The organism is Oceanobacillus arenosus, assembly GCF_003369575.1.
GTDB classification, from domain to species: domain Bacteria; phylum Bacillota; class Bacilli; order Bacillales; family Amphibacillaceae; genus Oceanobacillus; species Oceanobacillus arenosus.
The window spans coordinates 320,628-342,302 of record NZ_PIOC01000010.1 but is presented as its reverse complement, the minus strand read 5'-3'; the positions used below and the strand labels follow the sequence as shown (position 1 = coordinate 342,302).

Here is a 21,675-nt window from a genome sequence, read left to right as displayed (position 1 = left end):
ATGTATCGTTTTCATGATAATTCACGAGTAGATACGAATATTTTCTTACAGCTGCAGGATTTATCAACTGTATTGTCAGGCGATCCTGAAATAAATTTCGAATATAATTTTGGATCGTTTATTGATATTATCAATCATAAAGTTACTGCAAGTCGCTTCTGGGACACTGCAATTGAACCAGCAAAGGAAGCTGGGCATAAATCGGATTTATACCTGCGAACGATTGGGACATTACATTATTCCAATGTACAAACGATGCAGCAGTATTTAGATAGCATAGATGAGGCAGGCATCCCTAAGTTTGCAGCACAATTATTTACGCTGCTCGAGGATATCCGGCTTGAAGAGAAGGTAAAGCTAGATCGCCCTGGCACAACGAAGCTATTTGCAATCCGAAGAGACTATCTTAAGCATTATTTTGAAACGCAATTAGATACAAATGTCACAAGAAGCTTTGCGACAGATGAGTTATTTTGCCTCATTTATTTACAGCTGCAGTCGAGTAGTCCAGATCCATTTTTTCCAAGGGCAAATGACCGACAGCTAAATCAATTAGAACGAATCAAATCGCTTCTATATACGTTATATGAGGCGGAAAGTACAAGAGACATTACGAATATTTGTGAGCAAATCGTCTTTCAAGTAAGCAGATATTACAAGGACTCGATGAACGAATATTTTATTTTTCCAGTCGCAAATATCGAGCATTTTACTCGTAATACATTATTCGATGAGCTAATCCGTAAAGATGATCTAGTGAATGATGATGAAGAAGATGTTCCAGATGATCAAGGTGAATATATTGATGAGAAATTTTCTACCTGGCATCGCGAGAATAAAAACGACGGCGAGTCGAATCAAACCTTCTTACAATTTGAATTAGATCAAGGGACGAAGACAAGTCTAATTGGGGATGGAGCAAGAGAAGCGCAGGATGCAGACCAAGCAATGGCCCAAATTCAAGGTACTTCGGGTGAAAGTAAGCAAAATGACTATTCGAAGGTTGAATCCTTATCAAAAAAGGATACGAATCAAGGGAATCATGGCGAAAGTAAATACGGCGAAGAAAATAATGATGCCGTCAAGATCATAAAATATGCAGAAACACCAACAGTTGAAGATGAAAAAATGTATCAGGAATATGTACAAGAAATCGAAGCATATAAGCGTAAGCTCTCAAACACAATTGAAAAAACATTGGAACATAAACGAAATACTCCAAGGAAGGATTTAATATTTGGTCGCTTATCGAAAAAGTTGCTCCCTGTATTTATCGATGAGAACCCACGAATCTTTTATAAAAAGAACCAAGAATCCAAAGAGATTGATGCCGTATTTACGCTATTAGTAGATTGCTCTGCTTCCATGCACGGCAAAATGGAGGAAACCAAAAAGGGGATTATCCTATTCCATGAGGTACTCAACTATTTAAAGATAGCCCATTCGATTATTGGTTTTTGGGAGGATGCAAACGATGTGAAGGATGGATATCAACCGAATTACTTCCATATCGTTAATGCCCACAAGGATTCCTTCTATCAAAATAATGGCGCGAGGATTATGCAATTAGAGCCACAGGAAGATAATCGCGACGGCTTTAGTATTCGTGTCATTACGGAGGATTTAGCTGCAAGAAGAGAGAAATATAAATTTCTCCTCGTGTTCTCGGACGGGGAACCAGCGGCAGCAAATTATGATCAAAATGGAATCATCGATACACATCTAGCCGTATCGGAGGCACGTAAGAAAAATATTGATGTCATCGGTATGTTCCTTGCAGATGGTGAAGTAAAGGAACGGGAAGACATGACGATGAAAAACATCTATGGAAAAGAGCGTCTCATGATACCAAGTGTCTCGGAACTACCAGAACACTTCGCCCCGCTTCTGAAAAAACTATTATTAAAAACAATATAAAAAGAAACGCAGTAGAGCCTTACTGCGTTTCTTTTTAAGTTCAACAGGAATTCTTTACCCTGCAAATATATTTAAGACCAAGTATATTAGCCCAGAAAGTGTTGCCGATATTGGCAATGTGATAACCCAAGTAATAATCATCCGCTGTGCCGTTCCCCATTGCACGCCTCTAACGCGGTGTGCTGAGCCAACCCCCATGATGGAGGATGAGATAACATGTGTTGTACTAACTGGTAAATGAATCAGTGTCGCACCAAAAATAATTGCCGCTCCAGTTAAATCTGCTGCTACTCCGTTAACTGGACGGATTTTCATGATTTTTCCACCAACGGTTTTAATAATTTTCCAACCGCCAACAGAAGTACCAATTCCCATTGCAGTCGCACAGGCCAATTGAACCCAAAACGGAACATCATCTGTCATTACATAACCATTGGTCATTAGTGCCATCGTAATGATCCCCATTGCCTTTTGCGCGTCATTTGTTCCATGTGAATAGGATTGTAATGCCGCTGTGGCAATTTGGATAAGCCGAAACTGTTTATTTGTTTTTGCTAAGTTATGATTTCTAAAGATAATTTTTATTATTGTATAAACAATATATCCTACTGTAAAAGCAAGGACAGGTGAAACAAGTAAAGCTGTAAGAATATTTAAGAAACCACTCCATTTTATTTCAGCAAATCCTGCTGCAGCAATTGCAGCCCCCGCAATGGAACCAATTAAAGCATGGGAAGAGCTACTCGGAATACCGAAGTACCAGGTAATTAAATTCCAAGCGATTGCAGCGAGCAGTGCAGCAAGTATTACCATCGAACCATTTGGTAATGTAAATGGATCAACAATATCCTTTGTAATAGTTTTCGCTACACCTGTAAACGTCATCGCACCGACAAAGTTCATTGTCGCTGCTAGAATAATTGCGTGACGTGGCTTTAGCGCTTTTGTTGATACAGACGTTGCAATTGCATTTGCTGTATCATGAAAACCATTGATAAAATCAAATGCTAATGCACAGAAGACAATAAGTATTGTAATGATTAATAAACTATCCATTCGTAGAGGACTCCTTACGCATTTTTCATGATAATTGCTTCAAGTGTGTTTGCTACCCTCTCACAATGATCGGCAATATCTTCAAAGCTTTCATATATTTCCTTGTATTGGATTATGCGAATCGGGTCCTTTTCAATTTCAAATAGTGTTTTAATTGATTGGCGTTCAAGCAAATCACAGTTCGATTCTATCCGTTTAATGTTTATCGTATGATCACGCATATCTTTTAACTTTTTCAATGTCAGCAGCTCTACTGCTCTTGTAATTTCATATGTACATTCACGGATATTCTTTACAAATTCCAGCATATATTTATCAATATTCACGATGGAGTACATTTCAAATAATGCTGCACATTCTTCAAGTCCATCTAACACATCATCCATGCTATTCGTTAAGAACATGATATCTTCACGCTCAATCGGGGTGATAAACGTATTGTTTAATTCAGTTGTAATACCGTGAACAATATCATCCCCTCTATGTTCATATACCTTCATTTGCTCTGCGAAAATCCTGAGGTCACTAATCTCTCTAATTTTATATTCTGCAAAATAATCAGCACTCTCTTTTAGATTCTCCGACATTTCATGAAGTGCAACAGAAAATTTATCTTTTTTTGATTTAAAAGCCATGTGTATCCTCCTATAACTATACTCTTATTACTATCATTAACCGCATAGTGCAATCTATGTATATCAATACCTTAGTTATTATATCGAATAGTAGAATAGAAAAGAATAGGAATCTACAAAAATATTAATAAAAATTTCACATTATATTTACAGGAAATTTACATTAGTCATAGAATTTTATATTAAAATTTGGTATATTTAAAAATTTACGATTATATTAATATCATCCTACATCTATCATTAATTTCTAACATTTACTTAGAAAACTAACCTAGCCAATCAGGTTTATAGATGATAGCCTCACATAGCCGTATTGATGTGGCGAGAAATTTTTTTTAGTTAAAAGCCTGAGCAATCAGTGGAATAAATTACACTAATTGTTCAGGCTTTATTTCATATCTATTTATTTTAATAATGTTAAAAGCATTTCTCTAACAGTCTTGCAGGCAATCGCAGTCGAAGCACCCGATACATCATATGATGGCGATAATTCAACAATATCTGCTGAGACAATATGATCAAGTCCCTGAAATTCCTCGATTGCGTGTAACAATTCACGGTACGTTATTCCACCTGGTTCAGGTGTGCCAGTTCCAGGAAAAATACCTGGGTCAAGTACATCCAGGTCAATCGTAATATAGACTGGAACATCTTTCAGATCAGATACCTTCTCCTTTAATGTGTCGATTGAAAAACGCTCCATATACGTATGCTCTTTCGCCCATTCAAACTCTTCTTTTAATCCTGATCGAATTCCAAATTGATAAATTCGTCCATCACCAAGAAAGTCATGGCAGCGCCTAATAACCGATGCGTGTGACAATGATTCACCTAGATAATCTTCCCGCAAATCTGTATGCGCATCGATATGAATAACATGTAAGTTGGGGTACTTTTCGTATGCTGCCTTAATACTTGGCAGGCTCACTAAATGTTCCCCTCCCACCATTAGAAACTTTTTGTCATTTGCCAATACTTCCTCACAATATTCATGGATTTGCTCGATTGCTCGAACCGTATTACCCAAAGGTAGTTCAAGATCACCACCATCAAAAATGGCAACCTCCTCCAAATCCATATCAAGATAAGGTGAATAGCTTTCAAGTCCATAAGAATCTTGGCGAATAGCCTGCATTGCAAAACGGGTTCCAGGTCGAAAGCTGGTAGTACCATCGAATGGTGCACCGAACAAAACTAAATTTGCTTCATCGAATCGCGCCTCGCAGCCGATGAATGTATGAATATTTAATGCTTTATTCATCTGCGTCCAACCCCTCTTTAACATAGGTAGGCAGGCTGAAGGCTCCAATGTGTAAACTTGTATTATAGTATTTTGTTTTTAATCCGAAAGATTCCCATTTGTTTATATCAATGTCCTTGATTGGATCATATGATTTAGATGCGAAACCGAATAGCCAATGTCCTGAAGGATATGTTGGCATATGATACTGGTATACATGCGTAATCGGAAAAATATCTTTAATCTTCTTATGTGCTTTTTTCATGTTTTGTGCATATTCTGCAAAGTATGGAGACTCATGCTGATTGATTAATATTCCATCCTTATTGAGAACACGATAGCATTCCTCATAAAATGCTGTAGTGAATAGCCCCTCTCCAACCGAAATTGGATCTGTAGAATCTACTAAAATTAAATCAAAAGAGGCATCTGATGCATTCTTCACAAAGTTAAGGCCGTCATCAAACAGCAATGTCATTCGCGAATCTTGTTCAACCGTCTCTGCTGTGATTGGTAAATATTGCTGGCAAAGCCTAAAAACACGCTCGTCTATTTCAGCCATTATCACTTCTTCAACAGATGAATACCTTAGTACTTCACGAGCAGTTCCACCATCTCCACCACCAATGATTAAGACTTTCTTTATATTCGGATTCGTCGCGAAGGCAGGATGGACAATCATGTCATGGTAAATAAACTCATCCTTCTCGTTTACCATCATGAGACCATCCAAAGTGAAGAAGGTTCCGAATTCCTTTCCTTTATAAAAATCGATTTGCTGAAAAGGTGTTTTTTCACTATATAATTTTTCATCGTACTTAATTGAAAACTTGCATTCCGTACTCCATTGTTCCGTATACCAATTCATCATTTTACACCCTCTATTTCTGCTTCTATTTTTACTTGAATTTGATCAATTTCTCGTTCTGCATATGCCTTAATCCTATCTGCCATTCCACGTGGGATTTCAAATGATTCGGTTTTCTTAGCTTGTAATTTTTCAGATAAGTAATTAGCAGCTTTCCACGGATTAACGGAATCCCCACATGTATACACATCCACTGAAGCAAAATCATATTCAGGCCATGTATGAATTGTCAAATGGGATTCTGCAATAATAACAGCACCTGAAACACCATAAGGATTGAAGTGATGAAATACTGATTCAACAATCGTCGCACCGGAGTAATCGGCTGCTTCCCTCATATACTGCTCGATTAACTCATTATTTTCAATAATTTCCTTTGAACAACCGTAATATTCTATTAATACATGCCTACCTAGCGCCGTTATCTCTAAACCCATTACTTCATCTCCTTCAATACTTTTATTTGATTTACTTCTTTTTCTTCTGTTAGAACGTTCCCCATTGTCTCACAGTAATAATGATATTGTTGGATCGTTGCGGCCGAAATTTCTTCGCCTGGAATAACCAGCGGGATCCCTGGTGGATATATCATCAAGGAATCTGCACTAACTCTTCCAGCTGCCTGATCAATTGCAACAACTTCAGTATCCGCATAAAATGCTTCCCGCGGAGTGCAAATCAAACGATTCATTTTGTATGACATAACGTCACCATCAAAATGCTCCTCTTCTTTGCCATACAGTAATTCAATTTCCTTTAACGCACATACTAGTTTATTAATTGATGCTTCCGAGTCAGCTGTGGAAAGTACAGCCATAACTACATAACCTTCCGCTAGCTCCATCTGAATGCCATATTCTTCTTTTAAAAGTGTATATACTTCAAATCCCGTTAAGCCAATGCCGTTCACACGAATAACTAGCTTTGTCCAATCATATGCCTGTTGGAAATTATTAGCTACATATTCCGCTTTTAATACCTCATAGTTAGAATTATTTTCAATTAATCTAATTGCTTCCGTTACCAATGGCTTGAGATTATGGTAAAGTCTGTGTCCATGTAATGCTAATTCGCTTCTTGCTACATCCAATGAACCCATTAATAAATAGTTTGCACTCGTTGTTTGCAGCATGTTTAGCATTTTCTGAATTTTCGAAGGGGAAATACGACCCTCATTCAATAACAATAATGAACTCTGTGTTAAAGAGCCTCCGGTTTTATGGATGCTCAACGTCGCGGCATCTGCGCCAGCTGCAATCGGATCAATTATTTCCTGTTCTAAATAACGCAAATGTGCCCCATGTGCACTGTCGACAATGACAGCCATATCATATTGATGTGCTAAACGGCAAATTTCCTTTAGATTGTTCATTGAGCCAAAGTACGTCGGGTAAGTTACTAATAATGCCCTAGCCTCTGGATGTTCAATCAAACTTCTTTTGATTTCCTCAAGCGATACACCATGCGAAATTCCAAATATAAAATCAATCTCAGGTTGAACAAATACGGGATTAGCACCACTTAAAATTAGAGCGTTCATTACTGACTTATGACAATTTCTCGGCACTATTAGTTTATCGCCTGGTGCACAAGTGGCCATTATCATAGCTTGAATCCCAACCGTTGTACCATTAATTAAAAAGTAAGCCAGATCTGCGCCAAAGGCCTCTGCGGCTAACCGTTGTGCATCTTTTATCACTGATTGGGGATGACTCAGCAAATCTAGCTCTTTCATCGAGTTAACGTCCATTCGCAATACCATTTCGCCTAATACCTTTTTTAAAGGAGTTAATTTTGCGCCCATTTTGTGGCCAGGTACATCAAATGGTGTCACATCTTGCTTTGCATAGTTTACTAACGCGTCAAATAAGGGTGTAGATTCCTGAGTTAAAGTGTGCTTCGCCAATTCTTGCACGTAACTCTTTTGGACCCCCTGCATTATTGTTCAACCCCTGCAAGTTCCTTTTTTCCTAATACCGCTAGTAATTCGGGAACTTTATCGATTTTTTCCCAATTTACATTCACATCATCCCGGCCGAAATGACCATATGCTGCTACCTGTTTATATTGCGGTCTGCTTAAGTTCAACATGTCAACAATACCAGCTGGTTTTAGATCGAATGTCTGCCGAATTGCCTGTAGAAGTTCTTCCGTTGCGTACGGTGAAGTTCCAAATGTTTCTACTGCGATACTTATTGGTTCACTGACCCCAATGGCATATGACAATTGGATTTCACATTTATCCGCAATTCCAGCTGCAACAATGTTTTTCGCAACATAGCGTGCTGCATAAGCTGCGGAACGGTCCACTTTTGTGTAATCTTTACCAGAAAATGCACCTCCGCCATGTCGTGCAGCGCCACCATATGTGTCGACGATAATCTTACGTCCCGTCAATCCAGTATCTCCATGTGGACCACCAATAACAAAACGCCCGGTTGGATTAATCAACATTCGAAAATCTTCGTCCAATTCAAATGCTCTAGCCGTATCCTTCATAATCGCCTCTCTAACATACGTTTCAAATTCTTCTTGTATATAGTCGCCATCATGTTGAATAGACATTAATATCGTATCAATCTTTGGATTTAATCTATCTGTATAATCAATTGTAACTTGTGATTTCATATCTGGTCTAGCCCATCTAAACGCCCCAGACTTGCGTAAGCGTGTGGCCTTTTTAACAAGCGTATGCGCCATTTCAATTGGAAGAGGCATTAAATTGCGAGTCTCGTTCGTAGCATAGCCGAACATTATCCCTTGGTCCCCTGCCCCAATATCCTGTGTGTCGCTTGATGCATCAACACCTTTTGCAATATCAGGTGATTGTGTGTGCACCAATACATTTACATCACATGTATGCCCATCAATTCCATAAGCATCGTCAACGTAACCGATTTCAATCAGCGTTTCCCGTGCAATCTTTTCAATATCTAATACAGCTGTAGTGCTAATTTCACCACCAACAATCACTGTATTTGTTGTTGTAAATACTTCGCACGCTACCCTTGAGAAAGGATCTTGTGCCAATGCTGCATCCAGAACCGCGTCAGAAATTTGATCCGCTATTTTATCTGGATGTCCTTCTGAAACAGATTCAGATGTAAATAAAATTTTCTCAGCCATTATTAAACACTCCTAACGAAAAATATTAGGCATAAAAAAAAGCTCTCCACCCAAGGAAAGCTTCGATTAATATCAGCTGCTTATCCTCTTATTGCTCACAAAATCAAATGAATTTTGCGCTCAGGTTCGGCACCCAGTATCAAGTAAAATTACGCTTGATTGGTTTGCCACCGTATCTTCGACCCCTCGTCTCAACGGTTATTAATAAGAGATATTTATTATACCGAAATCAATAATAATTTATTTTGTATGCTACGTCAATTGTTTTTTTACTGCAAACTTCTCCAAGTTTTAACATGTACTTACAATGTTTCTTTTAATCTATCAAATGATATTCCAACATCTTAATAATAGCTCAATTGCAATTTCTAACTCTCTCTCAGGTATTCCAGCAAAGCCTAAAATTATTTTCGGCGGAGTTTCAGCCTTTTTCTCGATTGAGTAGGAGGATAGTGGATATATTTTAATATTAGCACTTGCAGCATTTACTACTAGTTCCTGCTCGGTCATGCCGTTTCGAACAATTAAAACGATATGTAAACCAGAATGCCCCCCAATTACTGCAACCTTCTCCTGATAAGACTTTAGTAATTCAATGGTTCGCTCTAATTTTCGCCGGTAAATTTTTCGCATTCGGTTCAAATGTCGTTCAAAATCTCCTTCTTTCATAAAGGTGCTTAAGATGTGCTGATCAATTCTAGAGACTGAACAATTATTAAAGGATAGCTTCTCTTTATAATTTTGAAGTAAGCGGTTCGGCAACACCATATAGCTGATACGTAGTGACGGGATGAGCGATTTCGAAAAACTCCCTAAGTAAATCACTTTCTCTGCCTTATCCATACTTTGCAGAGACGGAATTGTTTTTCCACTATAACGGAATTCACTATCATAATCATCCTCTATAATATACCGGTTATCTGCACCTAATGCCCAGTTTAATAGTTTGACACGACGATTGACAGAAAGCACTGAACCATATGGAAAATGGTGAGATGGTGTAGCATAGACGATATCTATTGCCGACTTCTCTATCTGCTCCACCTTCACTCCCTCTTCGTCCACTTCAAGTGGAAACACCTTATTCGGATGGCTTTTGAGTATCTGCGAAATCACATGATACCCTGGATCTTCTACACCGTAAATTGTTTCATTACCGAATAATAGCACGAGCTGCTGCAGGAGAATTTCAATTCCAGCACCAATGATGATTTCATCTGGCGTGCAGCGCACTCCTCTTGCATGATATAAATAATGTGCAATTTCTTGCCGTAACTCGTATTCCCCTTGCATATCACCTAGCAATAATAAACGATGATTTTCCAGATCAATCGCATTTTTTGCATACTTACGCCATTTCGCAAATGGAAAACTTTCTGTGTCAATTCTGCTTGGATGAAAATTATATGTAAACGCCTCATCATTTTCATGCTGCTGTTTCGAGATAGTATCGGTCGTTTGCACGTATTCTAAATCTTCATATGCAAGCACGAAATAACCCTTCCGTGCGACCCCTTCAATATATCCTTCTGCAATCAGTTGTTCATAGGCAGTTTCCACCGTATTCTGGCTAATTTTTAAATACTCGGATAGCCTCCGCTTCGATGGTAGCTTTGCATTATATGCTAAACGCCCCTCCGCTATCTCTTGTTTAATATATCGATACAATTGTTCATATAAAGGCACATCACTATTCCGATTTAAATCACAGGCAAGCATTTCCAATTGTTATATCTCCTTTACTGACCCCTTCAAAATATCAAATTCACCGCTTTCAACATAGTCACTCATATACTATAATAATATTTATTCAGAAAAATGCAATGATGGGGTGCCTGTCACTACTAGAGTTTTGTCAAATTTTGTCGAGTATCCAGCTATCTAATTAAATCCGATAATAATTGATTTAAGATAAACTGAAACTTCATTTTTCTATAATATTCTTCATTACGCTTCCTACTTCCCCTTAACAGTAAAAACCTTCGTCGATGTCGTCATCAATTCTACAATCTGCTTTGCCATATATTCTGGCGATGCAGAGAACCCCTCCTCAATCCACCGGATGATTAATCCCGCAATCCCATGGGAACGATAAATATATAACCATTTTGGATCAAGTGTACTGCCTTCCTCTAGCTCATATTCATATTCTGTTATAAATAATTCCTCAATTGCTTTAGCCATCTTATAGCGAAAATCTACTCGGATATGATCACTTAACATTAATTTAAAAAGTGCTGCATTTTCTATAAAATAGGTAAATAGTGTAATATTTTCTGTCTGGAGCTCCTCCATATTCACCTTTTCCATTGCTTTGTAAGGATTTCGAATTTGGATAATCATGTCATTCAAAACGTCTTGGATAATCTCGTCTAGTAAATTTTCCTTGGTTTCAAAATTAGCATAAAATGTGCCACGATTATAATTTGCCTGTTCAGCAATTTCTGATATTGTAATATGATCAAACGATTTTTGATAAAGCAATGTTAAAAACGTTTGTTTTATAGCTGTCTTAGAGCGTTGAATTCTTTTATCATAAAATGCTTCCATCTGTACGTTCACCCCATCATACATGCTTCCACAATTTTACTGAACAAAACAAGGTCTTTTGTTTAGTAATAAACATTTTGATATCTTTGATGATTGAAGAAGTGCTGCTATTATTAATATAATGAATATGTAAGCCTATCTTATATTGTATCTTTAATTACACAGGAGGTAAAATAATGACATTTCCAGTATTAGAAGACAAGGTTGCAATCGTAACAGGTGCAGCAATGGGTATGGGTGAAGCGACTGCTAGACTATTTGCAGAAGCTAAAGCAAAGGTTGTCATTGCAGATTTTAATGAAGAAAAAGGAAATGAAGTAGCAGAATCAATAAAAGCTGCAGGTGGACAAGCTGCTTTTGTCAAAGTAGATATCTCAAAATCGGAAGACGTGCAAGCAATGGTTAAATTCGCTGTTGATACATTCGGCAGATTGGATGTTGCAGTAAATAATGCTGCATTAACTCCAGATGATAAGCCGGTTGCAGAATTTGATGAGGATTACTGGAACCGCTTAATGTCTGTAGACTTAACCGGTACTGCTCTTTGCTTGAAATACGAGATCAAACAATTAGAAAAGCAAGGAAATGGTGGTTCCATTATTAATATTTCGTCTGTAAGCGGATTCCGTCCGCAGCCCAATAATATTGCATATGTTGCAGCAAAACATGGCGTGGTCGGTATGACAAAAGTTGCAGCAATGGAATATGGTCCAAAAAATATTCGTGTAAACTCGGTAGCTCCTGGTGCAATTGACACGCCAATGCTCCGCGGTGCATTAGAACAATTTGGTTTAAATGAAGAAGAATATGCTCCACAGTTAAGCTTATTAAACCGCTTTGGCGCTCCAAAGGAAATCGCACAAGCAAGTCTATGGTTAGCATCTGATGCATCTTCCTATGTCACAGGAACAACAATTCATGCTGATGCAGGTTATACATCACGATAAGAAAACAGGGATACGGATCTTATTGATTCCGTACCCCTGTTTTTAAATTATCAATCATAAAATATTTACGTTTATCCTTTAATGGATCTTTGTCACCTAATAATAACTTCTATGTACAAATGCAGTGACTTCAGGAAATTTAATCTCCTAACTTCAATAACCATTTACGCAATTTGGATTTTGGATAGTTAACCTTACCGTTAATCATTATGTGAGGGATGTCTGAATGTTCCTCGATTAGAGATTTTGCATCCTCTTTCGATATTCCCATAAAATAATGTACGTCATTTTCTTTAATTAGTTCATGCTCGTCATCATCATCTAACGAATCAATGAAAGTTTTCGCATCTGAATTCTTAAAATTCTTCAATCCCTCTCCAATAAAATATCCTGCAATAGCAATTCCTGCAGCTAGCCAAATGAAAGCGAATTCCATAGTGCTTTCCTCCTAAATGAAAAGTATAATACCCCTCTTTTAGTATCTCATTTTATAGTAATATCAGAACCATTTCATATTAATCCTTACCTAACTTATGTGCTATAGAACTATAGATTCTCTAATAAAACAATCTCTCCGTTAGTAGCATCCACCCCAAATTGACAATCTAATTTCCCGCATAATATATATTGTTTTTGTTCAAAATCATAGACATAATATGGCTTTAACTCGAGTAAATGTTGAATTTTCTTATATGCCTCTTCTTTTATTATTTCCACTTTCTCAGTTGCTTCAAATTTGTCAAACAGCGCCAACATCGGTTTATTATCGATATAATTCAAAACTTCAAAGCGCTTTGCATCAATCATGACAGATAACTTTCTTTGAAATACATGGTTATCTTGATGATTAGTTCTCAGCGTGGCATGAATATAGCTATTACTTCGATGTAACGTTTTTAGTTTCCATTTCCCAGAGTCATCCGCATACCCTTGACGTAGAAAATCTTTGACGGCGATTATGCACTTTTCTTTCTCCTGCTCTGTTATAAGTAATGAGTCAGGGCTCGGTTCATTAGAAAATGCTTGTGCCACAGTTACATTTTCTATCAAATTTATCCCTATTCTTTCAAACGGTTCATTAAGTGGAGTATCCCAGTAGATAGATTGATCCACTTTCAAATATGACCTTACATCGACAATAAATTCAAATGGAATGGTCGATGCTAGATCATTCGTGATATAAATTTCTTCCACTCCATAAACAGGTAACAATCGCTGTTGTTTGTACGAAGGGAATTCTATCAATTTCAATTGTTCTTTCGCTATATGGTCTACCATTTCCAGGGAAAGCGAATAGGTATCTTCCTTTATCATTTCTTTAGAAGGAAATTGACCATGTATCGAGAATAATGTGAGCTTGCCTTCTTGATCAAATTTTATTTCAATAGAACCAGAAGGAGAAACGGCAACCCCATCAATACATTCTTTAAAGTACAATCCACCTTTCACTTCTTTATGTAATTCAAACTGTTTCCCGTATATCAATCCCGTTTCCTGTTCAATCCATTTTATAATCCCTCTCCTGTCATTTTTGTTAAACTTAATCCCGTTTGCAAAAGACTTAGCTCCGACGAAAATAATACTTTCAATTTTATTGCTATTCACTTCAATTTCAATAACAGCGGTTCCTTCTGGGTTGGAGTCATCATCTTCAGGTTGTGTGATAAGATTAGGAAACCACTCCACATCTAATGTATAAATCGTTTCATAAGAAATGTTTACATTTCGATTAAGGCTATGCCTTGCTAAATAATAATTATCCAATCCAAATTTTGATTTTGTAGAATCAATTAATTCTTTTATTCTGCTATCCATTTTCTTGCACCTCTACATTTTTCATAAGGCTGTTTATAAAAGATTGTTAACTATTTTTTGAAAATCTGCCACTCATGATTCGAAATCTTTATATCGATTTTTGCAGGAAGTATTGATTAAACCCTGTTGGAAATACTATGTGCGGCTTCCCCAACCAATCAGGTACACGATTTTCTACAAGCAACACTCCTATACTTTTTATGTAGCAATATTTATTTAGGATTGAATTACTCACATGTAAACTCAAATGTATTTTTTTCTATACATACTGCTTCTTTTGAAGTTTTGATTATAATATCAAAAAGCTGACTATATGGATGCATGAACAATTCATATTGAATCCGTCGTTCTTCATGTGATTGCATTAAGTAGCTGATAACGGCCCCCCTTTCAGCAATATCTCTTTCTGATCTTCTCATCAATTCAGTTTTACCATCTGTGTAAAAGTAAACTTTTAAATCGAATAAATTGAGATCGATAAATGCAACACTCATTCCTTCTACAATCGTTACTTTATTTCCAGAAGAAATCAACGTGCTTTTCAGATAACCCGTGTCGATCGTATATAAATCTAATCCAGATTTAACCATTCGAACATCTCTTTCTAAAGAGGGTAAATGATGTGCTGATGGGTGACAAGCGGTAAATTTATTACTGTGCTGTTCGTTCTGATACGTATAGTCGATAATAGAATGCTTCCGTATGTTTGAACTAACAATATATGGGTCCGTATTAATATAATTTAATTCCTTATGTTCCAATAGATTTACAAGTTTATTAGAAAATGTTGTTTTTCCAGCAGCACCATGTCCCGAAATACCAATAACAATTTTTTTATCCGTCCTCTTAATCCAATTTATTATTTCCTGTAATAATTGGTCCATTATTCTCCTCCATTTACCTTGTTCATGTGAGACATAATCCTATCATTCTTTCTTCACTAATAAAACTAAGGGCATACTGGCAAAGTATTACAGGCGAAGTTAGTGTAATCTAGATCATTCCAATTGCTATATAAGAAACCTTTTCTTTCTCCAATATCCTTTTTAAAACTTTTAAATTTTTACTTAACGCACTTTTAATATTCCTTTGCATCATATTAAATAGTATATTATTCATTTTTGATGGTTTTATATGCACACTGTTCACTAAACTTGTTCCATCAACTTGCTCTGACAACTCATAGGTAGAATGATAGGAAACGATATCACCAATTACTTCTAAAGACCTCAATCATTTAATTTCCTCCAAAGTGTTGCTCTACTTATACCTAATTCTTTTGCTGCTAGGTCTTTCCTTCCTTGATGTTTGTCTAATGCTGCTTTTATTAAATTATCCTCCTGTTCTTTTAAATTTAGACTATTTGATGAAAGATTTAATGGAGCAAATGATTCACTCATCTTTGGTGATAGCGCTTGTCTCATCATTTCCTTAATCACCTTCTCATTTAATTCTTCACCTTCACAATACACTTGGAATCTTTCTAATATATTTTTTAATTCACGTACGTTTCCTGGAAATGAATATTGCTGGAGAGTATTTAAAATGGATGGCATGATTAAGGACTGCGAATCTTCCCACAAGTTAAGGTGGTGTCTAGTTATTTCAGCAATATCCTCTTTTCTTTCTCTAAGTGGTGGGATAATTAATTGCAGCACATTAATTCGATAATATAAATCTTCTCGAAATGTTCTTTTTTGAACAGATTCCATTAAATCCTCGTTAGCAGCAGTAACAACCCGAATATTAACAGGAATGACACTATCTCCACCAATTTTCATCACTTCTTTTTCTTGAAGTACGCGTAATAGCTTGGATTGTAAATGTAACGGTAATGCATTAATCTCATCAAGAAAAATAGTTCCTTGATGTGCAAGTTCAAAAAGTCCCTTTTTACCTCCTTTTTTCGCTCCAGTAAAAGCACCATCTTCATAGCCGAACAGCTCGCTATCAAGGAGGTTCTCAGGAATGGCTGCACAGTTGATTGCGACAAATGCAGCTTCATTCCGATTACTTTCGTTGTGAATACTCTGAGCAAACAGCTCTTTCCCTGTGCCTGACTCTCCTTGAATTAATATAGGAGCACTTGACCGGCTAAATTTTTCTGCTGTTTTTTTGACTTTGTTGAGCGCTTCACTGGGACCAATTATATCAGTAAAATGATATTGAGCTTTCATTGTTTTTTTATTAATTTTGCTGCGAATGCTCAGCTCTTTTTTCTGAATTTCCTTAACATCATCTATCACTAATATGTTGCCAACCTTCTCTCGAGCAACATAAACTGGGGACAGCACAGCAATAAATGTTCGATGCTTCACTGTAAATATTATTTGACGATCATTTCCACCCTTCATTAATTGCTCCTTATTAATCCATCTTTCCATATTCTGTCCCACAAGTTTATCCTTTGATAAGCCGAATAGCTCTTCTACAATCTTATTTACCGATGTAATCTTATTCGCCTCATCAATACTTACGATTCCACTCTTATTTACACCAGAAACTGTTTTAAATAAAGCGGCCTGCTCCATTTCCTTACGATAAATTTCGAGAAATTTAATTGCCGTAAGAATCGCTTCACGTAAGGAATTCTCCGAATATAGAAAGGAGCTTTTCATTCCATAATCATTCGCTATTTTACATGCATAACTTCCACCAATGATTTTATCAATCTTCTTTTTCGATAGAACCTCAAACACATCATAAATTTCTTTTAGGGTCTCAAAACTATACTGAGAAATATTTAGATTTAATTGCTTTGCAAACCAGTCAATATTCTCAAATCTTGTTCGATAATTAATAATCGCGATATGTTGACCAGGTGTACTTTTAGCTAGAGATACTAGCACTTCACTCTCAATTATCTTAACGGGAACAACGATTGTATTTAATCGTTGTTCAATCATCTTTGAACTTTGCTCTCCGCTAATAATAATCGTTGCTGGTTCAATTCGCGTTTGCCCAAGCTCTATATTTCCCCCTTCCAATAACGATTCGATTGGGTGTTCACTTATCTCAAGCTTAATCCAATTCGGTATCGATAATTTTCCCAATACCTTGCTAGCCAATAAAGAGAAGTCGCTAGAACCTGTAATGACAATTTTTAAATTCACCTTGTCCCCTCCCTTCAATATCACAATGTTTCAATTTGAATTACTAACAAGTTTTATTATGAAACATAATAATATTAAATTTCCCAATTGTAAAGTTATTTGGAATATTCCACCACTCATTTCATCTGCATTCTCTCAAATGATTTCATTATCTAAAATACTTGGCATGATATTTGCAAGTAATATAGTGAAACTACATTCAGTGGAGTCTCTGAACTTCCTAAACTGAATGTTAGTTAAAAGAAACAGGTTTTTCGGAGGGCAAATCCTCAAACTAAAAATGATTTATCACGTTTTTGGCGAAGATGGTAGTATTAATTCATGAAAACAAGCTATGTTTATCCTTGTTGGTGAAGCTTGCTTTATGATTGACCACCCGTTAACCTACAATAAAAGGAGGCGTTTTCTTTGAATGAGCAACACACTATTTTAATTAGCAAGTTGGAGGACATCGCAACAATTTACTTGAATCGTCCAGAAAAAAAGAATGCCATGACACTGGATATGTGGAAGCAAATTCCGAAGATACTAGATGAATTGGAACACGACTCGGAAGTGAAAGTAGTAATTATTCGTGGAGTAAATGAGGAGGTATTTTGCGCTGGAGCAGATATAAAAGAATTCTCTACTGAACGAATGGATGCGTCTAGTGCACAAAATTATGATAATTATCTTACCGCTACAGGTGAAGCACTTGGAAATTTTCCAAAACCAGTTATCGCCATGATTGAAGGTCCATGTATTGGCGGAGGTGCTGAATTGGCATTGGCTTGTGATATTCGTTTCAGTTCAAATACTGGAACTTTTGGGATCACCCCTTCAAAAATAGGGCTTATCTATGGGGTTCCTCAAACAAAGCGATTAATTGACGCAGTAGGTCCTTCACGTGCAAAAGACATATTATTTTCTGGACGGTTTCTAGATTCGAGCGAAGCCCATCAAGTTGGTCTTATCGATTTTGTTTACCCAGAGGAATCTATCGTCGAAGAAACTTATAACTATGCTAGATTACTCGGAACAAGATCACAAGCAACGATAAAAGCAGCAAAAGTAATTACAAAATTAATTCTCGAAGGAAAAGTAGACAATGATTTCGAACATAATCTCAAATTTTATTCTACTGACATTCATGAGGGAATAAAGGCCTTTAAAGAAAAGAGACAGCCACAATTCTAAGCAATGAATTATTCATAGCTATACCTTAACTAGATATCTATCTAACAAATAGTCAATTCATTACAAAGCTTGGTTATCACCAAGCCATTGTATAATAGCTTTAGTTGTACTTATGTAGTACGAAAGTCGTTCAATTTCTTATCTACTAAAAATATATCTCTTCCCGTCCAAATGAAAGCGTTAACATATTTCTGATAAATGGAGGTCATTATGGGTATAGAAGTTGTTTCTATCATATTGTTATTAATGATGTTTATCGTTAGTGCTTTTTTATCCGTTAATATCGGTATTTTAGCATTTGTGACAGCTTTTGTATTATTTTCATTCACGGGTACGATTACTATTGACGATGTGTATAGTAGTTTTCCAGCAGACTTATTTATTTTATTGTTTGGTGTAACCTATCTATTTGCGGTAATCCAAAAAAACGGGACACTGGATATTATAATTGGCTGGGGACTCAGTTTCGTAAAAGGTAATATCGGGATGATTCCCTGGATCATATTTTTCCTAGCAATGCTTTTAACAAGTATTGGCACTTCAGCAATTGCAGTAGCATCAATCCTTGCAGGAATTGGTTTTAGAATTGCCTATCGACAAAAGATCAATCCGCTATTGATTGCGATTATGATACAAGCTGGTTGTATGGCAGGTAGTTTTTCACCATTAAATATCTTCGGAATTATTGTAAACGGAGTAATGAAATCAGAAGGTTTACCTTTTTCAGAGACGACTCTTTATATAAACACGCTAACTTTTTATGTTTTCTTAGGGGTTGTCGCATTTATTTTATTGGGTGGAATTCGACTGTTCCGCGTATCATCCGTTCAATCATTAAATATCATTTCCAATCCAGTATATGAAGAAAAAGAAAATAAACCAAAATTAACTTTACACAACATTATTTCAATTATTGGAGTCATTCTCCTTGTCTTTCTTGTAATTGGTTTCAAAGTGGATATTGGTTTTGCAGCATTAACATTAGGTCTTTTGCTCGCTTGCTTAACACCAAAATTACAGGGTGAAATTTTTAAAGAGATGCCATGGTCAGCGATTGTCATGGTCTCAGGGATTGTAACATTTATTGGAATTATGGAGCATGTTGGAGCAATGGAATTAATGCAAGGTCTAGTTGGAATGATTGGAAACCCTTATATTGCATCACTTATCGCATCATATATTGGTGGAATTATTTCTGCTTTTGCTTCGACAACCGGGTTTCTTGCAGCGATTATTCCATTAGGTGTCCCTATTCTTAGCGATCCATCGATATCAACGATGGGTGTTGTATCTGCTATTTCCATTTCAGCTAGTGTTGTAGATCTTAGTCCATTTTCCACAGTTGGTGCATTGTTTTTATCAAATATTCAAGGCATGAGTGAACGTAAATTCTTTACGTACCTTTTGATGGCAGCAGGTATCTTTGTTTTAGTCGGTCCATTTATATCCTGGTTAATATTCGTTGTCATTGCTGGTGCTTTTTAAAACTTTTTCATTTAAAGACTGAAAAGATGCTGAAAGAAAGTTAAATAAAATATAGAAATGGAGATGTTTGTTTTGCCATTAAGCAACCTTAAAATAATTGATTTATCTCGTCTATTAAGTGGTCCATATGCAACAATGATGTTTTCTGATTTCGGAGCTGAAGTTATTAAGGTGGAGACACCTAATGGAGATGATACCCGCCATCTCGGTCCTCCTTTTATTGAGGATTGGAGTACTTACTTTTTGAGTATAAACCGCAATAAGAAGAGCATCAGTCTGAACCTTAAAACAGAGGAAGGAAAAGAAATACTACTTAAACTAATTGAAGAAGCCGACGTTGTCATAGAAAACTTTAGACCAGGCACTCTTGAACGATTAGGTCTATCTTATGAAGTAATGAAAGGACACAATCAAGGCATCATTTTAGCATCTATTTCCGGTTTTGGACAAAAGGGAGAATATGCACAAAAGCCTGGATATGATGTTTTAGCACAAGCGATGGGCGGTTTAATGTCTGTAACAGGAGAAAAAGGAGGAACACCTGTTAAAGCAGGGTACTCTTTTGCAGACCTTGGTACGGGTATGTGGGCAGCATTTGGAATTCTTGTTGCACTCTGGGAACGAGATCGTTCTGGAAAAGGACAATGGATTGATGCTTCACTTCTCGACACAATCATCTCATGGCAAACCTATCTCGCAAGCAGTTACTTTGCTACAGGAGTAAATCCAGAACCACTAGGTACTGAACACCCAAACATTGTTCCATATCAAGTCTTTGAAGCAGCCGATGGAAATTTCGTAGTAGCTATTGCTAACGATAAAATGTGGTCTGCTTTTACAAACAAACTTAATTTGGACACTCTTAAAAGTTCGAAATACGACACAAATAAAGGAAGAGTAACTCATCGGGATCAATTACTCCAGATACTCAAGGATACCTTTATGCAACGTACAAGGACGGAATGGGATGAGTTCTTCACAGAAATTAAAGTACCTGTTGGACCAGTGAATCAACTATCGGAAATCCTTCAAGATCCACATGTTATCGAACGGGGAATGGTTCAAGAAAAAGAGAGCAGTGAAATTGGAAAGTATAAAACACTAGGTATACCGCTCCAACTATCAAGAACACCTGGATCTATTCGTACATTCCCTCCAAAGCTTGGTGAGCACACGGAGAGTATTTTACAAGATATTGGATATCGAATAGAAGAGATTAGTAAGTTCATAGATCAGGAAGTGGTAAAAACAAGTCAAACTAAACTTTCAACGAAATAACATTAATTTCATTACCACATGCAAGACCTTTAATGTAAAGATTTTAATCGATATCAGCATATTACAAGTCGGGGATGAAGAATCCCCGGCTACATAAATAATTATGTACTAAATTAAATAAAATCATTTATTTAGCATGTTACCTCGATTGCGGAAAAACTATAAAATCGAAATTTTATTCAAAATGACTAAGAACTTTCAATTTCAGTCTTATTCCCAGTATAAAAAAACATTAAATAAGATGTTTTTAGCTCAATAGCATCTCCTATATTTGAATTCCCGACTCATTCTTCATTATTATCACTAATTATTTCTGCATAACTATATGCTAGATTCATAAAGTCGTGCTGGTTCATACTCATTCACTGTGTAAAATAATGTAATTTATACATTTTTTGTTCTATCACGCGACACCTCCATATCATGTTTCCACTTCACTTTTAAAAGTTACAAGTTGGAGAAATAAAAT

Annotated in this window: 19 protein-coding genes; 5 read left to right on the top strand and 14 right to left on the bottom strand. The window is 36.5% G+C overall.

What is annotated here, in order from left to right; genetic code table 11:
• Positions 1–1,917, top strand: coding sequence for a vWA domain-containing protein (locus CWR48_RS06405; protein WP_115772393.1), 1,917 nt, complete (start codon positions 1–3; stop codon positions 1,915–1,917).
• 54 nt (positions 1,918–1,971) lie between these two features.
• Here the strand turns inward: CWR48_RS06405 and CWR48_RS06400 are convergent, their stop codons facing one another.
• From CWR48_RS06400 to CWR48_RS06360, 9 genes are all read right to left on the bottom strand, one after another.
• Positions 1,972–2,973 carry an inorganic phosphate transporter gene (locus tag CWR48_RS06400; protein WP_115772392.1) on the bottom strand — a complete coding sequence of 334 codons (1,002 nt, stop codon included), beginning with the start codon at positions 2,971–2,973 and terminating at the stop codon, positions 1,972–1,974.
• A gap of 14 nt (positions 2,974–2,987) precedes the next feature.
• Positions 2,988–3,608, bottom strand: coding sequence for a DUF47 domain-containing protein (locus CWR48_RS06395; protein WP_115772391.1), 621 nt, complete (start codon positions 3,606–3,608; stop codon positions 2,988–2,990).
• Between the two features lie 403 nt (positions 3,609–4,011).
• Positions 4,012–4,869, bottom strand: coding sequence for an agmatinase (gene speB, locus CWR48_RS06390; protein WP_115772390.1), 858 nt, complete (start codon positions 4,867–4,869; stop codon positions 4,012–4,014).
• Positions 4,862–5,716, bottom strand: a complete 855-nt coding sequence (gene speE / locus CWR48_RS06385; RefSeq protein WP_115772473.1) for a polyamine aminopropyltransferase — start codon at positions 5,714–5,716, stop codon at positions 4,862–4,864. The genes speB and speE overlap by 8 nt, the downstream gene beginning before the upstream one ends.
• Entirely contained in the window at positions 5,716–6,153 is a 438-nt protein-coding gene (speD, locus tag CWR48_RS06380) for an adenosylmethionine decarboxylase (RefSeq protein ID WP_115772389.1), read from the bottom strand. Before speD ends, speE begins: the two co-directional genes overlap by 1 nt.
• On the bottom strand, positions 6,153–7,655 hold the full coding sequence (locus CWR48_RS06375; RefSeq protein WP_115772388.1) for an aminotransferase class I/II-fold pyridoxal phosphate-dependent enzyme: 1,503 nt from the start codon (positions 7,653–7,655) through the stop codon (positions 6,153–6,155). Before CWR48_RS06375 ends, speD begins: the two co-directional genes overlap by 1 nt.
• Entirely contained in the window at positions 7,655–8,842 is a 1,188-nt protein-coding gene (gene metK, locus CWR48_RS06370; RefSeq protein WP_115772387.1) for a methionine adenosyltransferase, read from the bottom strand. The genes CWR48_RS06375 and metK overlap by 1 nt, the downstream gene beginning before the upstream one ends.
• Before the next feature lie 324 nt (positions 8,843–9,166).
• Positions 9,167–10,567, bottom strand: coding sequence for a MocR-like pyridoxine biosynthesis transcription factor PdxR (pdxR, locus tag CWR48_RS06365; RefSeq protein WP_115772386.1), 1,401 nt, complete (start codon positions 10,565–10,567; stop codon positions 9,167–9,169).
• 231 nt (positions 10,568–10,798) lie between these two features.
• A complete protein-coding gene (locus CWR48_RS06360; RefSeq protein WP_115772385.1) occupies positions 10,799–11,392 on the bottom strand; it encodes a TetR/AcrR family transcriptional regulator in 594 nt (197 codons plus the stop codon).
• A gap of 176 nt (positions 11,393–11,568) precedes the next feature.
• Between CWR48_RS06360 and CWR48_RS06355 the strand changes: the two genes are divergently transcribed.
• Complete coding sequence (locus CWR48_RS06355; protein WP_115772384.1) at positions 11,569–12,339, top strand: SDR family NAD(P)-dependent oxidoreductase; 771 nt, start codon at positions 11,569–11,571, stop codon at positions 12,337–12,339.
• Positions 12,340–12,478: 139 nt separating this feature from the next.
• Here CWR48_RS06355 and CWR48_RS06350 read toward each other — a convergent pair whose 3' ends face one another.
• From CWR48_RS06350 to CWR48_RS06330, 5 genes are all read right to left on the bottom strand, one after another.
• Positions 12,479–12,775, bottom strand: a complete 297-nt coding sequence (locus CWR48_RS06350; RefSeq protein ID WP_115772383.1) for a DNA-binding protein — start codon at positions 12,773–12,775, stop codon at positions 12,479–12,481.
• A 110-nt stretch (positions 12,776–12,885) separates the two neighbouring features.
• Positions 12,886–14,154: a hypothetical protein gene (locus tag CWR48_RS06345; protein ID WP_115772382.1), complete on the bottom strand. Its 1,269-nt coding sequence runs from the start codon at positions 14,152–14,154 to the stop codon at positions 12,886–12,888.
• A 227-nt stretch (positions 14,155–14,381) separates the two neighbouring features.
• Complete coding sequence (locus tag CWR48_RS06340; protein WP_115772381.1) at positions 14,382–15,038, bottom strand: uridine kinase family protein; 657 nt, start codon at positions 15,036–15,038, stop codon at positions 14,382–14,384.
• A 109-nt stretch (positions 15,039–15,147) separates the two neighbouring features.
• Positions 15,148–15,387 (bottom strand): hypothetical protein, encoded by a 240-nt coding sequence (locus tag CWR48_RS06335; RefSeq protein ID WP_115772380.1) that lies wholly within the window; start codon positions 15,385–15,387, stop codon positions 15,148–15,150.
• Complete coding sequence (locus tag CWR48_RS06330) at positions 15,384–17,267, bottom strand: sigma 54-interacting transcriptional regulator (protein WP_115772379.1); 1,884 nt, start codon at positions 17,265–17,267, stop codon at positions 15,384–15,386. Before CWR48_RS06330 ends, CWR48_RS06335 begins: the two co-directional genes overlap by 4 nt.
• A gap of 408 nt (positions 17,268–17,675) precedes the next feature.
• Here CWR48_RS06330 and CWR48_RS06325 point away from each other — a divergent pair, with 408 nt between their 5' ends.
• The 3 genes from CWR48_RS06325 (at position 17,676) to CWR48_RS06315 (ending at position 21,206) form a co-directional block, all read left to right on the top strand.
• The gene (locus CWR48_RS06325; RefSeq protein ID WP_115772378.1) at positions 17,676–18,443 is read left to right on the top strand and encodes an enoyl-CoA hydratase/isomerase family protein; all 768 of its coding nucleotides are present in this window, start codon (positions 17,676–17,678) and stop codon (positions 18,441–18,443) included.
• 210 nt (positions 18,444–18,653) lie between these two features.
• The gene (locus CWR48_RS06320; RefSeq protein ID WP_170140714.1) at positions 18,654–19,928 is read left to right on the top strand and encodes an SLC13 family permease; all 1,275 of its coding nucleotides are present in this window, start codon (positions 18,654–18,656) and stop codon (positions 19,926–19,928) included.
• 72 nt (positions 19,929–20,000) lie between these two features.
• Positions 20,001–21,206: a CaiB/BaiF CoA transferase family protein gene (locus CWR48_RS06315; protein WP_425453881.1), complete on the top strand. Its 1,206-nt coding sequence runs from the start codon at positions 20,001–20,003 to the stop codon at positions 21,204–21,206.
• Positions 21,207–21,675: the final 469 nt, after the last annotated feature.

Coding starts and splice junctions, on each gene's coding strand:
- CWR48_RS06405 (WP_115772393.1), top strand. CDS start 1: ATGTATCGTTTTCATGATAATTCACGAGTAGATACGAATATTTTCTTA.
- CWR48_RS06400 (WP_115772392.1), bottom strand. CDS start 2,973: ATGGATAGTTTATTAATCATTACAATACTTATTGTCTTCTGTGCATTA.
- CWR48_RS06395 (WP_115772391.1), bottom strand. CDS start 3,608: ATGGCTTTTAAATCAAAAAAAGATAAATTTTCTGTTGCACTTCATGAA.
- speB (WP_115772390.1), bottom strand. CDS start 4,869: ATGAATAAAGCATTAAATATTCATACATTCATCGGCTGCGAGGCGCGA.
- speE (WP_115772473.1), bottom strand. CDS start 5,716: ATGAATTGGTATACGGAACAATGGAGTACGGAATGCAAGTTTTCAATT.
- speD (WP_115772389.1), bottom strand. CDS start 6,153: ATGGGTTTAGAGATAACGGCGCTAGGTAGGCATGTATTAATAGAATAT.
- CWR48_RS06375 (WP_115772388.1), bottom strand. CDS start 7,655: ATGCAGGGGGTCCAAAAGAGTTACGTGCAAGAATTGGCGAAGCACACT.
- metK (WP_115772387.1), bottom strand. CDS start 8,842: ATGGCTGAGAAAATTTTATTTACATCTGAATCTGTTTCAGAAGGACAT.
- CWR48_RS06360 (WP_115772385.1), bottom strand. CDS start 11,392: ATGGAAGCATTTTATGATAAAAGAATTCAACGCTCTAAGACAGCTATA.
- CWR48_RS06355 (WP_115772384.1), top strand. CDS start 11,569: ATGACATTTCCAGTATTAGAAGACAAGGTTGCAATCGTAACAGGTGCA.
- CWR48_RS06350 (WP_115772383.1), bottom strand. CDS start 12,775: ATGGAATTCGCTTTCATTTGGCTAGCTGCAGGAATTGCTATTGCAGGA.
- CWR48_RS06345 (WP_115772382.1), bottom strand. CDS start 14,154: ATGGATAGCAGAATAAAAGAATTAATTGATTCTACAAAATCAAAATTT.
- CWR48_RS06340 (WP_115772381.1), bottom strand. CDS start 15,038: ATGGACCAATTATTACAGGAAATAATAAATTGGATTAAGAGGACGGAT.
- CWR48_RS06320 (WP_170140714.1), top strand. CDS start 18,654: ATGGGTATAGAAGTTGTTTCTATCATATTGTTATTAATGATGTTTATC.